A 14,001-nucleotide genomic window follows, 5' to 3' on the forward strand; every position below is an offset into this window, starting at 1 on the left:
ATGACGACAGTAAAGCACCCGCCGGCGGCCTACTTAAGATCCGCTTTCTGAGTATTTCGAGTGATCCGGTTTAACAAGATCAGGGCGACGCCCATCGCCACCAAATTACAGAGCATCGCACCGGCAAAGGCCTGGGCATAGCGTTCCGCCGCGCCGCCGCTCGCCAACAGCGGCACAAAACCGACGCCGCTGACCACGATACCCAGCGCGCCCCCCACCTGCTGCACGGTGGCCACCAGACCCGCCGCCATGCCCGCCTGCCGCTCCGGCGCCAAACCGAGCACCAGATTCAGCAGCGGCGTCATGCTCAACGCCTGGCCGAATCCCAGCACGACCAACCCCGGCAGCAGCCGCAGCGGATGCGCCAGCGCCCCGCCCCACAGCGCCTGCGCCATCAATAGCGCCAACCCGGCGGCGTAAATCGCCACGCCCGCGCTCAGCACGCCGTTGCCCCAACGCAACGTCAGCCGGGGCGCCAGCATCGAGGCCAGCATAAAGGCCGCGCTGGCCGGGGCGAACAGGCTGCCCGCCTGAAAAGGCGTCAGCCCCGCCCCCGCCTGCAGCAGCAGCGCGAAGCACAAGAAAAACGAGGAGGCGGTGGCATAAATCGCCAGCACCACCGCCATGCCCGGCGCGAAGCCCGCCTGGCGGAACAGCGCCGGATCGAGCACCGCATCATCACCGCGCTGCGCCAGGCGGCGCTCCCAACGCAGGAAGCCCCACAGCGTCAGCAACGCCAATGCCAACATCGGCGCGATCCACCACGGCCAACCGCGCGCCGGGCCTTCCAGCAACGGCAGCAGCAACAGCGACAGGCCGGCCGCCGCCAGCCACAGGCCAACGCCGTCCAGCCGCTGCGCCTGCGCCACTCGCGATTCGGGAATGCGCCGCGCCGCCCACAGCGCCAGCGCGCCGATAGGCAAATTGATCAAAAAGATCATGCGCCAGCCGCTGCCGAACAGGTTGGCCTCGATGATAAATCCGCCGAGGATCTGGCCGAAGATTGCCGCCAACCCCAGCGTCATGCCCAGCCAGGCGAAGGCGCGCCGCCGCTGTTGCGGCGCGTACAGCACCCGCATCAAGGCGTAAATTTGCGGGAACAACAGCGCCGCCGCCGCCCCCTGCAGGATACGCGCGGCGATCAACAGGCTGAGCGATCCCGCCAGCCCGCACAACAGGGAGCTCAGCGTGAATCCCAGCATGCCGAGGCTGAACAGACGCCGACGCCCGAAGCGATCGCCCAGACGCCCACCGGCGATCAACAGCACCCCAAACGCCAGTTCATAACCGGCGACGATCAAACCGATACCGGCGAAATCGGCGGCGAACTGTTGCTGGATCACCGGCGCCGCCACGTTGACCACAAACAGATCGAACACCGTGACGAAGCCGCCCAACAGCAGCACCGGCAGGCCGGGCAATCCCCGCCGTTCAACAGATAATAAATGTTCCATACCACCTCCAGAGATTATGATGGTCGCAGTATGGAATAGCGTTTAAACTGTTACTATATAGCCATTTATACTATTACTGACAGCAACAGGACGGTCGACATGCCCCCACGCACCCTCGAACGCACCCGCCACGAACTGGGGGATTTTCTGCGGCAAAAGCGAGAACAACTGTCGCCGGAGGCAGTCGGCTTGCCGAGCGGCAGCGGCAGCCGCCGCCGCACGCCGGGCTTGCGGCGCGAGGAGGTGGCGGCGCTGGCCGGCGTCGGCCTCACCTGGTACACCTGGCTGGAGCAAGGCAGGGAAATCAATGCGTCGGTGACGTTTTTGGAAAATCTGGCGCGGGTGCTGCAGCTCGATGCCGCCGGCCGCTACCACCTGTTTTTATTGGCGCATCAGCGCCCGCCGGTGCCGGTCGGCCATCAGTGGTGCCAGGTTTCGCCGTTGGTGCGGCGCCTGCTGGACGACCTGACGCTGCGGCCGGCCTACGTCATGAACCTCAGTTGGGACATCATCGCCTGGAATCCGGCGGCGCAGCGGCTGTTCGCCATCGGCGAGCGCCCGGCGCAAGAGCGCAACATGTTGTGGATGCTGTTTGCCGATCCGCAGCTCAATGCGCGCCTGCTGGAGTGGCGGGCGCAGGCGCCGCAAATCCTGGCCAGCTTCCGCCGCGACTACGCCCGTGCGCCGGAGGATGAGGTGATGCGCCAACGGGTACAGGCGCTGGAGCAGGTATCGCCGCAGTTCCGCCAGCTCTGGCGGCAGCATGATATTCACGGACGTTGCCAGGGGCGGCGCAGCTTCACCCTCCCGGAGATCGGCCCGGTCACCTTTGACCACGCCTCTTTCATCGTCGACGAAGAGAACCATCTGCGGCTGGTGATGTACAGCGCGCTGCCGGACGAACCGGCCAGCGCGGCGTTTGAAGCGCTGCTGCGCGAGGATTAACGACGGCTGTCGAAAATGAGTTTGCAGGCCAGCCCGGCGAACACGCCGCTCAGCAGGTAGTTCGGCCAGCGGGCGCTGAAGCGACGGCCGGCGAAACGGCTTTTCATGCCGCTGACCGCCAGGATCACCCCGCCGTTAATCAGCAAGCCGACCAGATTCAGCACCGTCGCCAGCGCCAGCATCTGCACTACCACCGAGCCGGCGCGCGGATCGATAAACTGCGGAAACAGCGCCAGCACGAACAGCGCCATCTTCGGGTTGAGGATGTTGGTGAACAATCCCTGACGGAAAATGCGCGCGGTCGGCACCGCCTGCAACCCGGCGGAAGCCTGCAGACTGCTGCCGGATCGCAGCGTTTTCCACGCCAGATAGAGCAGATAGGCCGCGCCCAACATTCTCACCGCATCGTAAGCCAGCGGCACCGCGACGAACAGTTGCGACAACCCCAGCGCCGCCGCCAGCGCGTGGCAGTAAGTGCCGAGCTGAATGCCCGCCAGCGAAGCGAAACCGGCGCGCCGCCCCTGGCTGACGCTGCGCGAAGCGATCAGCAGCATATCCGGGCCGGGGGTCAGCGCCAGCGCCACGCAGGCGCCGGAAAACAACAACAGCGTTGCGGCATCAATCATGAATCACCTGATAAGAAGACGGACGGGGATGGAGCCTCCATCATAGCGACGCCGACGTGGCTTGTCAGCGCCGCTCGCGTCAGATCACCCACAAATCGAGGTACTCGTTGACCGGCATCTGCGCCAGCCGCTGCCGATCCAGCGACACCTCGAGAATGCGCTGCTGCTGCTGGGCCGGGAACTGGCGCGCCAGATTGGTTTTGAACTTCTCGATCAGCAGCGGGATGCCCGCTTCGCGCCGCCGCGCATGGCCGATAGGGTACTCCACCGCCACCTCATCCAGGCGGCTGCCGTCGGTGAACTCCACCGTCAGCGCATTGGCGATCGAGCGTTTTTCCGGATCGTGATAATCGCGCGTGAAGGCGGGATCTTCATGGCAGTGGATCTTGCCGCGCAATGCGTCGATGCGCGGATCCTCGGCCACCCGATCCTCGTAATCGGCCGCCGTCAGCCGGCCGAACAGCAGCGGGATCGCCACCATATACTGAATGCAGTGATCGCGATCCGCCGGATTATCCAGCGGCCCCTGCTTGTCGATAATGCGCAGGCAGGCCTCGTGGGTGCGGATGCTCACCCTGGCGATATCGGCGGCGGTTTTGCCGGCGGCCAGCATCTGGCGGTGCAGCGTCATGGCCGCCTCCACGGCGGTCTGGGCATGGAACTCCGCCGGGAACGAAATTTTAAACAGCACGTTCTCCATCACATACGCGCCGTACGGCCGCTGGAAGCGGAAAGGTTCGCCGTTGAACGAGACGTCGTAGAATCCCCAGGTCGGCGCCGTGAGCGCCGAGGGATAACCCATCTCGCCGGTGGCGGCCATCAGCGCCAGCCGCACCGCGCGGGCGGTCGCATCCCCCGCCGCCCAGGATTTGCGGGTGCCGGCGTTCGGCGCATGGCGATAAGTACGCAGCGACTGCCCGTCCACCCACGCCAGCGATACCGCGTTCAGGATCGCCTCGCGGCTCAGGCCGAGCAGCTGCGCCACCACCGCGGTGGACGCCACCTTCACCAGCAGCACGTGATCCAACCCCACCCGGTTGAAGGCGTTTTCCAGCGCCAGGCAGCCCTGGATCTCGTGCGCCTTGATCATGGCGATCAGCACCTGCCGCATGGTCAGCGGCGCTTTGCCCGCCGCCACCGCCTGGCGAGAGAGCCAATCGGCCACCGCCAGGATCCCGCCCAGGTTGTCCGACGGGTGGCCCCACTCCGCCGCCAGCCAGGTGTCGTTGAAATCGAGCCAGCGGATCATGGCGCCGATATTGAACGCCGCCTGCACCGGATCCAGCTGGAAACGGGTGCCCGGCACCCGGCTGCCGTTCAGCACCTCGGCGCCCGGCACCACCGGCCCCATCAGTTTCTTGCAGGCCGGGTAACTCAGCGCCTCCAGCCCGCAGCCGAGGGTATCGAGCAGGCAATAGTGAGCGGTGCGGTACGCCGCCGGGGTATCGACGGCCTCTTTCATCACATAATCGACGATATCGACCATTTCGCGATCGAACGGCGGACGGCCGGTGTTGGCAGACTCAAGCATCATGATTTCCAAAGGCTCCATAGTGAAAACGACACGATAACGATCGGCGCTCAGCGCTGATCCAGCGGTACGAACGCCCGCGCTTCCGGCCCGGTATAGTTGGCGGACGGGCGAATGATTTTGTTGTCCTGCCGTTGCTCGATGATGTGCGCCGACCAGCCGCTCACCCGCGCCATGACAAACAGCGGCGTGAACATTTCGGTAGGCACCCCCAGCTGGTGGTAAGACACCGCCGAGAACCAGTCAAGGTTGGGGAACATGTTTTTGGTGTCGCGCATCACGCTTTCCAGCCGGTCGGCGATGTCATACAGCTTCATCGCGCCCGCATCCTGCGACAGGCGCAGCGCGATCTCTTTGATCACCTGATGGCGTGGATCGGAGACGGTGTACACCGGGTGTCCGAAGCCGATCACCACCTCTTTGTTGTCGATGCGGCGGCGAATGTCGGCTTCCGCTTCGTCCGGCGTTTCATAGCGTTGCTGGATCTCCAGCGATACCTCGTTGGCGCCGCCGTGCTTCGGCCCGCGCAGCGCGCCAATGGCGCCGACGATCGCCGAATAGACGTCGGATCCGGTGCCGGCGATCACCCGGCCGGCGAAGGTCGAGGCGTTGAACTCATGCTCGGCGTACAGGATCAGTGACGCATGCATTGCCTGTTCCCAGCTGGCGGAAGGCGCTGCGCCGTGCAGCAGGTGCAGGAAGTGGCCGCCGATGGAATCGTCGTCGGTCTCCGGCTGAATGCGCTCGCCGTTGTGGCTGTAGTGATACCAATAGAGCAGCATCGATCCCAACGACGCCAGCAGCCGATCGGCGATGTCGCGCGCGCCGGCTGCGCCGTGCTGTTCTTTTTCCGGCAGGGTGCAGCCGAGGGCCGAAACGCCGGTGCGCATCACGTCCATCGGGTGAGACGCCGCCGGCAGCGCCTCCAGCACCGTGCGCACGCTGGCGGGCAGGCCGCGCAGCGCTTTGAGACGGTGTTTATAGGCCTGCAGCTCGTCGCGGTTGGGCAACTTGCCGTGGATCAGCAGATGGGCGACCTCTTCAAACTCGCAGTGGCGCGCGAGATCGAGAATGTCGTAACCGCGATAGTGCAGATCGTTGCCGCTGCGTCCTACGGAACACAGCGCGGTATTCCCGGCGGGCACGCCGGATAACGCCACGGATTTTTTCGGCTTAACGCCAGTCGGGCTTTGCGGGGGGATCGCTTGGCTCATACTGTCCTCATTTGGCTTCTGCGTGAATGGCGCTTATTCGTCGCGTTGGCGAGCGAACAGAGCGTCGAGTTTCTCTTCGAACAAATAGTAGTTGATGCTTTCATACAGCTCGTTGCGGGTCTGCATGGTGTCGATGACGCTTTTCTGCGTGCCCTCTTCGCGCAGGGCGCGGTACACCCGCTCCGCCGCCCGATTCATCGCCCGGAAGGCCGACAGCGGATACAGCGCCATATCCACCCGGGCGCTGCGCAGCTCGTCGGTGGTGAACAGCGGCGTCGCGCCGAATTCGGTGATGTTGGCGAGGATCGGCACCTGCGTCGCTTCGGCGAAGCGGCGGTACATGCCCAGTTCGGTGATCGCTTCCGGGAACAGCATGTCGGCCCCGGCCGCCACGTAAGCCTGAGCGCGCTCGATGGCCGCCTCCAGCCCCTCCACCGCCAGCGCATCGGTGCGCGCCATGATCACGAAGTCAGGATCGCTGCGCGCATCCACCGCCGCCTTGATGCGATCCACCATCTCTTCGGTGGAAACGATGGCCTTATTGGGCCGATGGCCGCAGCGCTTGGCGCCAACCTGATCTTCGATATGCAGCGCCGCCGCCCCGGCCTTGCTCACCGAGCGCACCGTGCGGGCGACGTTGAACGCCGATGCGCCGAAACCGCTGTCGACATCCACCAGCAGCGGCAGCGGGCAGACGTCGGTGATACGGCGAATATCGGTCAACACATCGTCCAGCGTCGAAATGCCCAGGTCCGGCAGCCCCAGCGAACCGGCCGCCACGCCGCCGCCGGAGAGATAGATGGCCTGGAACCCCGCCCGCTGGGCCAGCAGGGCATGGTTGGCGTTGATCGCGCCGGCGATTTGCAGGGGTTTCTCTTTACTCAGGGCCTGACGAAAGGCGAGCCCGGGTGAGCGCAGCGTCATGACGTTCTCTCCGATTAGCTAGATGGAACAGACAGAGCAAGGGGCGGGCCAGGTTGCACTTTGGCGAGGAAAAAATTAAAAGCGATAAAAATAAGTGAGTTATAAAATTCGCGTCGCCATTGGGCAGACCAGGCGATAAAAAACGTTTCAGTTAACGTTTCAATCGCGGTTTCACTCGGCATATTTGAAACATGACTGAAACAAGGCTACACCTAATGCAGCCACTTTCATTCGGTAACCCACCATGAGCGATCACATCACGCCGTCCCGCACGCCGGACAAACCGGTGATCTGGACCGTCTCCATCACCCGCCTGTTCGATCTGTTCCGGGATATCAGCCTCGAGTTCGACCATCTGGCGGTCATCACCCCGATCCGCCTCGGCTTTGAGGAGGCGGTGCAGCATATCCGCGCTCGCCTGGCGACCGAGCCTTGCGACGCCATCATCGCCGCCGGCTCCAACGGCGCCTACCTGAAAAGCCGCCTGTCGGTGCCGGTCATTTTGGTCAAACCCGGCGGCTTCGATCTGCTGCAGGCGCTGAGCAAGGCGCGCAGAACCGCCGATCGAATCGGCGTCATCACCTACAAAACGCCGCTGCCCGCGCTGCTGGAGTTCCAGCAAACCTTCGATCTGCCGCTGGAGCAGCGCAGCTACGTCACCGAAGAGGACGCGCGCGGCCAGATCGCCGAGCTGAAAGCCGCCGGCATTCAGGCGGTGGTCGGCGCCGGCCTCATCAGCGATCTGGCGGAAGAGGCCGGGCTCACCGCCATTTTTCTCTATTCCGCCGCCACCCTGCGCGCCGCCTTCAGCGACGCGCTGGACGTGACGCGCCTGATGCTGGGCGGCACCAAACGCGGCGGCGACTACGCCGCGCGCAATACCCTGCAACCGCGCTATGGGCTGAGCGATTTACAGGGCGATTCCCCGCAGATGGAGCAGACCCGGCGCACCATCATGCTGTACGCCCGATCGCCGGCGGCGGTGTTGATCGAAGGCGAAACCGGCACCGGCAAAGAGCTGGCGGCGCAGGCGATCCACCGCGAATACTTTTCCCGGCGCGGCGCGACGCCGCCGTTCGTCGCCATCAACTGCGGCGCCATCGCCGAATCGCTGCTGGAGGCGGAGCTGTTTGGCTATGAGGAAGGCGCCTTCACCGGCTCACGGCGCGGCGGCCGACGCGGGCTGTTGGAAACCGCCAACGGCGGCACCCTGTTTCTGGATGAGATCGGCGAAATGCCGCTGCACCTGCAAACCCGATTGTTGCGCGCGCTGGAAGAGAAAACCATCACCCGGGTCGGCGGGCAACAGCCGGTAACGGTCGATTTTCGCGTTATCAGCGCCACCCACAATCGCCTGGAGCAGGCGATTCAACAGGGCGATTTTCGCGCCGATCTGTTTTACCGTCTGAGCGCCCTGCGGCTGCAGCTGCCGCCGTTGCGGGCGCGTGGCGACGATATTGCGATGCTGGCGGAACACTTTCTGAAACAGTCGCTGGCGGCGCTCGACGTGCCGCTGACGGAGCCGCTGCGCACCGCCCTGGCCGGCTGCTACGCCGCGCTGAGTCATTACGCCTGGCCCGGCAACCTGCGCGAGCTGCGCAACATGATGGAGCGGGTGGCGCTGATGCTGAGCACCGGCGCTGCGCCGAGCGGCGAGACCCTGCAGTGGCTGCTGCCGGAGCTGGCGGTGGCGCCGCCGCCCGAGACGCAGGCGGCGCCCGTCTCCGCCCACGAAGCCCTGGCGCGGTGCGGAGGCGACCACGCCGCCGCCGCCCGGTTGCTCGGGATCAGCCGCACCACTTTATGGCGCCGGCTGAAAAAACCGCGCTGAGCATCAGCCGGCGCGCCGGCCGTCCGAGGCCGGCAGCAGCCGCGCTCGCCGCTCGCCCAGCAGGTTCATGCCCGCCGCCGCCAGCAGGATGATCGCCGCGCCCAGCAGCTGCCACACAGACAGCCGGTGACCAAACGCCAGGCGATCCACCAGCATGGCGGCGATCGGGTAGATGAACGACAGCGAGCCGATCAGATTGGTGGGCAGCTTCTGCAGGGCGCCGTACATCAACACGTACATCAGGCCGGTGTGCAGCACGCCGAGCGTCGCCAACATCCCCCACTGCCCCACGCTGGCCGAAACGTGGAAATCCACCAGCGGCAACAGCATCACCGCCCCCACCGTCACCTGGATCAGCGCAATAAGATGCGGCGGCGTGCCCTTCAGCCGCTTGGCCGCCAGCGCCATCAGGGCGTAGAAAAACGCCGCGCCGAGCGCCAGCGCGATGCCCGCCAGATAATGACTCTGCTCCCCCGCCTGCCGCGGCTGCGCCAGCACCACCAGCATCATGCCGCCGAACGCCAGCCCCAGCCACAGCAGCTTGCGGGCGGTCAGCCGTTCCCCCAGAAACAGCGCCCCCAGCCCCACCAGCATAAACGGCTGGGTGTTGTACACCGCGGTAGCGATGGAGATAGACGCATAGGAATAGGCGGCGAACAGCAGCAGCCAGTTGATCACCAGCGCGACGCCGCCGGCGATCGCCAGCAGCAGCGTGGCGCGCGTCAGCGCATCGCGTCGCAGCTGCCCCAATACGCCGCACACCGCCAGCAGCGTCAGCGCGCCTACCGCGCAGCGCCAAAACACCACGTTGATAACCGGCTGGCCGGACATCAACACAAACCAGCCAATAGAGCCGGAAATCAACATCGCCGCCGCCATCTCCAGCGATCCGCGTTTTATCTCTGCATTCATTCTGCGTTCCTCGAAGCTTGCCCAGAGACATAGCTTGCGGCTTCGCAGGGCGGCTTTCCATAGCATAAAAAAGGCAGATATGCTTAACTGCCTTTTTCTCGCAGTTATAATAATGAAAATACCTAACGGAGGCGTTATGGATGATATCGATCGCCAAATCCTGACCATTCTGGCGGACGATGCGCGCGCATCGTTGAAGACGCTGAGCGCGCAGGTGGGCCTGTCGTCGCCAAGCACGTCGGAAAGACTGCGGCGGCTGGAGGAAAACGGCGTGATCCAGGGCTATACCCTGAACGTCAATCTGCAGGCGGTGGGCTACGCCTTCGAATCGCTGGTGCGCATCAAGCCGCTGCCGGGCATGCTGAAGAAGGTCGAGCAGCTGATTCAGGCGATCCCGGAAGTGGTCGAATGCGATAAGGTGACCGGCGAAGACTGCTTTATCGTGCGGCTGGTGGCGCACTCGATGGAACAGCTCGACCACACCCTCGATCGGCTGGCCGAGCATGCGCAGAGCAACACCTCGATCGTGAAAACCACGCCGGTCAAGCGCCGCCTGCCGCCGCTGCTCTGATTAACGCCGCCGCTTGCGGGCGAACGGGTTGCCGCGCTTCTTCTCTTTTTTGGCCGCGTCGGCGGCGGATTTCAACGCCGCCAGATGCGCCTTGTCGGCCTCCGGTACCCCGCGCTGCTCGATCGGAAACACCGGCAGCGACGCCAACAGCCGCGAACCGTAATTTTTGGTCAGCAACCGGCGATCGTAGATCACGATCTCGCCGTAGCATTGGTTGCTGCGGATCAGACGGCCGACCTGCTGGATCAGGTTGAACGAGGCGCTCGGCAGGCTCTGCACTTCGAACGGATAGCGCTTCAGCGATTTCAGCCACTCGCCTTCGGTGATGATCACCGGGCTGTCGATCGGCGGGAACGCGATTTTGTGAATGTGCACCTGGGTCAGCAGTTCGCCTTTCAGATCCAGCCCTTCGGCGAACGATTGCAGCCCCACCAGCACGCTGGCGACGCCCTTCTCCACCCGCTTGCGGTGCTCTTCCACCAGCCGGTAGCGCGGCTGGTCACCCTGTACCAGCAGCATCAGCCGCAGATCGGTCACGTAGCTGAGGAAAGTCTGCATCGCCCGGTGGCTGCTGAACAGGATCAGCATGCCTTTGTGCTTGCCGCTCGCCTGCTCGGCGCGGAAAAACCGCGCCATTTCCTCGAGGTGCTCCGCCTCGTTGGCGAGCGCCGGTTCGTAGCGCATCTGCGGAATAACAATCTTGCCCTGTTCGACGTGATTGAACGGCGAAGAGAGCGTTTCGAAGCGATCGCCGGCCTTCTCGCTCAGCCCGCTCATCTCCTGCAAACGCGCGAAGCTGTTCAGTGAACGCAGCGTGGCCGAGGTGACCACCACGTGCGGCACCTTGCGCCACAGCAGCTTCTCCAGCTGATCGCTGACGCGGATGCCGACGCAGTGCAAATACAGATGGGTGACGTTATCGCGCAGTTCGCGCGTGACCCATTTGGAGATCGGCGCATTGGACGACTTGTCGAGCGCCGCCAGCCGCCACAGCTTGCTCATCGCTTCCAGATAGCCCAGCGTGCGGCTCATCTGCAGGATGGCGCGGTGCAGGCGCATGATGTCGTGCTTGCCGGTCTGCTCAGTGAGATCGTTAAGCACGAACTCCGCCAGCCCGCGCAGCGCATCGGTCAGTTTAAACAGCCGCGCGCAGCTCTCCACCATCTCCGCCGGCAGCTCGCCCATTTCAAAACGATGCTCGGCCGCCACGCTGTCGCCAGACAGGTAGGCGCTGACCTGATGCTCGAAGATCTGCACCAGTTCGCGCAGCTCCTCACAATGGTTTTTCAGCCGTTCGCTGTTGGCCAGCCCCGGCGGATTCTTCGGCCGGTACTGCGTCATGCACTGTTCGACCTGGCGCACGATCATGTCCAGCTGCAGGTTGGTCGACAGCGCGGTGATTTCCCCGTCGATCTCCAGCGCGTCGCGCGCCACCTCCGGCAAATGGTGGCCTTCGTCCAGCACCAGCAGCAACTCTTTCGGGTTCGGCAGCACCGATTCCGTCTCCAGCGCCGCCATCACCAGCGCGTGGTTGGCCACCACCACGTCGGCGCTCTCGATCTCTTTGCGGGCGATATAGAACGGGCATTCGCGAATGTAGTGACAGTTGCGCCCCAGACAGTTGGCCTTGTCGGTGCTCAGCTTGGCCCACAGCGGATCGTCGATGCTTTGCTGATAGTGATCGCGCAGCCCGTCCCACTCAAAGCGGGCCAGCGCCTTGGTCAGTTTCTGGCACAGCGCCTGCTCTTCGCCGCTGGACGGCGCCAGCTCGTCGTCGAGGAACAGCGTCAGATCGCCCTGTTGACTGACGTCGGTGCTCATCGCCGCCAGGTTGCGCGGGCAGACGTAACGCCCGCGGCCAAAGGCGCCGGTAAATTTCAGATCGGGGATAATCTTCTTCAGCAGCGGCAAATCCTTGCTGTAAATCTGATCCTGCAGCGCCACGTTGGCGGTGCTCACCACCAGCGGCTTGCTCTCCGCCCGCCCGACGGTGATGCCCGGGATCAGGTAAGACAGCGTTTTGCCGACGCCGGTCGGCGCCTCGATCGCCAGATGGCGCGGGTAGTCGCCGGCCAGCGTCTTGGCCACCTCGGCGATCATCTGGCGCTGGGGCGCGCGGGAAATAAAATCCGGTATTTGCTGCTGCAGGGCTTTGTACCACTGGCCAATCTGATCTTTAACTGCGGAGGAGAGCGCCATTCAACTCTTATCTAAACGAAATGATGGCGCTATTGTCCCACAGACCGCCGACGACGTCAGCCCGAGTTACGTCTGCGGATCGATCATTGAGGCGCGCCCGCCGCCGAATGACCACTCGTCCAACTGGGTGGTGGCGATCACCACCATCACATCCTCGGGGTTCAGCCGCAGGTTTTCCGCCAGCAGCGCCGCCAGCCGCCCGTAGAAGCGCCGCTTGGTGTCGCTGTCGCGCGGCCGCCCGGCGGTGATGTAAAACAGCACGAAATCCGCGCTGCGCGGCCCGCCGAGATAGTCGCGATCGTAGATAAGCTCGCCGGGGCGGTATTGATCGATCGCCTGAAACCTGTCTGCCGGCGGCACGTCGAACGCCTCCACCAGCGCCTGATGCAGGCTGTCGGACAAGGTTTGCAGATAGTCGGCGGACTTGCCCTGATGCAGGGCGATGCGGCTAAACGGCATGGGGCGCCTCCGGTTCCAGCTCGCGCAAGCGCGCCACGGCCGACGCCGCCGCGGGCCAGCCGGCGTAAAACGCCAGGTGGGTGATGAGCTCCGCCAGTTGCTGATGCGCCACGCCATTGCGCTGCGCCAGCTGCAGATGAAACGGCAGCTGTTCCACGCGGTTGAGCGCCACCAGCGCGGCGACGGTGATCAGGCTGCGCTCGCGCGGGCTCAGCTCTGGCCGCTGCCAGACATCGTCAAACAAGACGCTGTCGCTGAGCTGCGCCAGCTTGGGGGCGATATCGCCGAACGCCTGTTGCCCGGCCTGGGATTTTGATGGCATCACACTCTCCTGTCAGTTGCGGATAGCCTTACGCTACCCGCCGCCGAGGCGAGTGAAAATCGGGATTTTCGGCACTCTCAGTTCAGAAAAACGGGATGGTTCCCCGCCAGGCGGCGGGGCGATTTCACGGTTCCAGCGAGGCAACGCCGTCGAAATGGGCGCTCAGCAGCGCATTCAGCTCCGGCCGCCGCTCCACCCGTTCGGCAATGGCGTACAGTCGCGGGCAGTGTTGCCGGAACCACGCGCGGCCCGGCCGCCAGTTGCACATTACCGCCACGTACAGATCCAACGCGCTGAAGCTCTTGCCGAGAAACCACGGGCCAGCCCCCCCTGCGGCGGCGTTCAACTGCCGCAATAAACGCTCGCGATAATCCATTACCGCGTTTTTCAGCTGTTCCGCCCCTGCCGCCTGCGGCTGCCAGCGCTGCGGATGGTCGGCATAGGTGAAAGTGGGGTAAATCTCCGCGTTGATGAACAGCAGCCAGCGCAGAAAACGCGGCAACAACGGCGAACCGCCGGGCGGCGCCAGCTCGGCATGCGGTGCGCGATCGTGCAGCAGCAGGATAATCGCCGCACTCTCCGTCATCACTTCGTCATTGGGCAGCACTAAGGTGGGCACCTGACCCAGCGGGTTCAGCGCCAACAGGCGATCGCGCTCCGGGCCGTCCTGCGTGTAATCCACCTCCTCATAGCCCCAGGGGAAAGCGGTCAACGCCAACGCGGCGGCCACGATGGTCGAACCGCAGCCCTGCGTACCGAACAAAGTATAAGTATCGTGCATGATTCCTCCCGCAGCGGAACAAGGTATCGGTAACTGTAGACCAGCCGCCGACCATCGGCTGAAGAAAAAATTCACCCTTTGCGCGACTTTTTTAATCGTTCGACATGAAAATGAATTTTTTGTCATAAATAGATCACATTACTACGGTAAAAATTCTCCGCCGCCAACAATCAGGCGGCACAGTAAAACAGCAATGCAACTGATGATAAGCGTCTTTCAATCGAATAAAGCA

At 63.9% G+C, this 14,001-nt stretch carries 13 protein-coding genes; 3 read left to right on the forward strand and 10 right to left on the reverse strand.

Features of this window, described 5'->3' with window-relative positions:
- Nucleotides 1–29: 29 nt before the first annotated feature.
- Nucleotides 30–1,454, reverse strand: coding sequence for an MFS transporter (locus tag JL05_RS21150; protein ID WP_033633768.1), 1,425 nt, complete (start codon nucleotides 1,452–1,454; stop codon nucleotides 30–32).
- Between the two features lie 99 nt (nucleotides 1,455–1,553).
- On the opposite strand from JL05_RS21150, the gene JL05_RS21155 reads away from it, so the two are divergent.
- A complete protein-coding gene (locus JL05_RS21155) occupies nucleotides 1,554–2,399 on the forward strand; it encodes a helix-turn-helix transcriptional regulator (protein WP_033633769.1) in 846 nt (281 codons plus the stop codon).
- Here JL05_RS21155 and JL05_RS21160 read toward each other — a convergent pair.
- The 4 genes from JL05_RS21160 to prpB form a co-directional block, all read right to left on the reverse strand.
- A complete protein-coding gene (locus JL05_RS21160) occupies nucleotides 2,396–3,025 on the reverse strand; it encodes a LysE family translocator (RefSeq protein WP_025302070.1) in 630 nt (209 codons plus the stop codon). The genes JL05_RS21155 and JL05_RS21160 overlap by 4 nt on opposite strands.
- Nucleotides 3,026–3,104: 79 nt before the next feature.
- Nucleotides 3,105–4,556 carry a bifunctional 2-methylcitrate dehydratase/aconitate hydratase gene (locus tag JL05_RS21165; RefSeq protein ID WP_033634127.1) on the reverse strand — a complete coding sequence of 484 codons (1,452 nt, stop codon included), beginning with the start codon at nucleotides 4,554–4,556 and terminating at the stop codon, nucleotides 3,105–3,107.
- Between the two features lie 50 nt (nucleotides 4,557–4,606).
- Nucleotides 4,607–5,770 (reverse strand): bifunctional 2-methylcitrate synthase/citrate synthase, encoded by a 1,164-nt coding sequence (prpC, locus tag JL05_RS21170; protein WP_016928534.1) that lies wholly within the window; start codon nucleotides 5,768–5,770, stop codon nucleotides 4,607–4,609.
- Nucleotides 5,771–5,803: 33 nt separating this feature from the next.
- Nucleotides 5,804–6,694 carry a methylisocitrate lyase gene (gene prpB, locus JL05_RS21175; RefSeq protein ID WP_016928535.1) on the reverse strand — a complete coding sequence of 297 codons (891 nt, stop codon included), beginning with the start codon at nucleotides 6,692–6,694 and terminating at the stop codon, nucleotides 5,804–5,806.
- 244 nt (nucleotides 6,695–6,938) lie between these two features.
- Between prpB and prpR the strand changes: the two genes are divergently transcribed.
- Nucleotides 6,939–8,525, forward strand: coding sequence for a propionate catabolism operon regulatory protein PrpR (prpR, locus tag JL05_RS21180; RefSeq protein WP_033633770.1), 1,587 nt, complete (start codon nucleotides 6,939–6,941; stop codon nucleotides 8,523–8,525).
- Nucleotides 8,526–8,528: 3 nt separating this feature from the next.
- Here prpR and JL05_RS21185 read toward each other — a convergent pair whose 3' ends face one another.
- The gene (locus JL05_RS21185) at nucleotides 8,529–9,437 is read right to left on the reverse strand and encodes a DMT family transporter (protein WP_033633771.1); all 909 of its coding nucleotides are present in this window, start codon (nucleotides 9,435–9,437) and stop codon (nucleotides 8,529–8,531) included.
- A 136-nt stretch (nucleotides 9,438–9,573) separates the two neighbouring features.
- Here JL05_RS21185 and JL05_RS21190 point away from each other — a divergent pair, with 136 nt between their 5' ends.
- Nucleotides 9,574–10,008, forward strand: coding sequence for an Lrp/AsnC family transcriptional regulator (locus JL05_RS21190; RefSeq protein ID WP_033633772.1), 435 nt, complete (start codon nucleotides 9,574–9,576; stop codon nucleotides 10,006–10,008).
- Here the strand turns inward: JL05_RS21190 and dinG are convergent, their stop codons facing one another.
- The 4 genes from dinG to JL05_RS21210 all read right to left on the reverse strand — a co-directional run bounded on the left by dinG (nucleotide 10,009) and on the right by JL05_RS21210 (nucleotide 13,769).
- On the reverse strand, nucleotides 10,009–12,207 hold the full coding sequence (gene dinG, locus JL05_RS21195) for an ATP-dependent DNA helicase DinG (RefSeq protein ID WP_033633773.1): 2,199 nt from the start codon (nucleotides 12,205–12,207) through the stop codon (nucleotides 10,009–10,011).
- 66 nt (nucleotides 12,208–12,273) lie between these two features.
- A complete protein-coding gene (locus tag JL05_RS21200; RefSeq protein ID WP_033633774.1) occupies nucleotides 12,274–12,666 on the reverse strand; it encodes a tautomerase family protein in 393 nt (130 codons plus the stop codon).
- A complete protein-coding gene (locus tag JL05_RS21205; RefSeq protein WP_004939319.1) occupies nucleotides 12,656–12,988 on the reverse strand; it encodes a carboxymuconolactone decarboxylase family protein in 333 nt (110 codons plus the stop codon). Before JL05_RS21205 ends, JL05_RS21200 begins: the two co-directional genes overlap by 11 nt.
- Before the next feature lie 124 nt (nucleotides 12,989–13,112).
- On the reverse strand, nucleotides 13,113–13,769 hold the full coding sequence (locus JL05_RS21210) for a glutathione S-transferase family protein (RefSeq protein ID WP_033633775.1): 657 nt from the start codon (nucleotides 13,767–13,769) through the stop codon (nucleotides 13,113–13,115).
- Nucleotides 13,770–14,001 lie beyond the last annotated feature (232 nt).

This window comes from Serratia nematodiphila DZ0503SBS1 (assembly GCF_000738675.1).
Taxonomy (GTDB): domain Bacteria; phylum Pseudomonadota; class Gammaproteobacteria; order Enterobacterales; family Enterobacteriaceae; genus Serratia; species Serratia nematodiphila.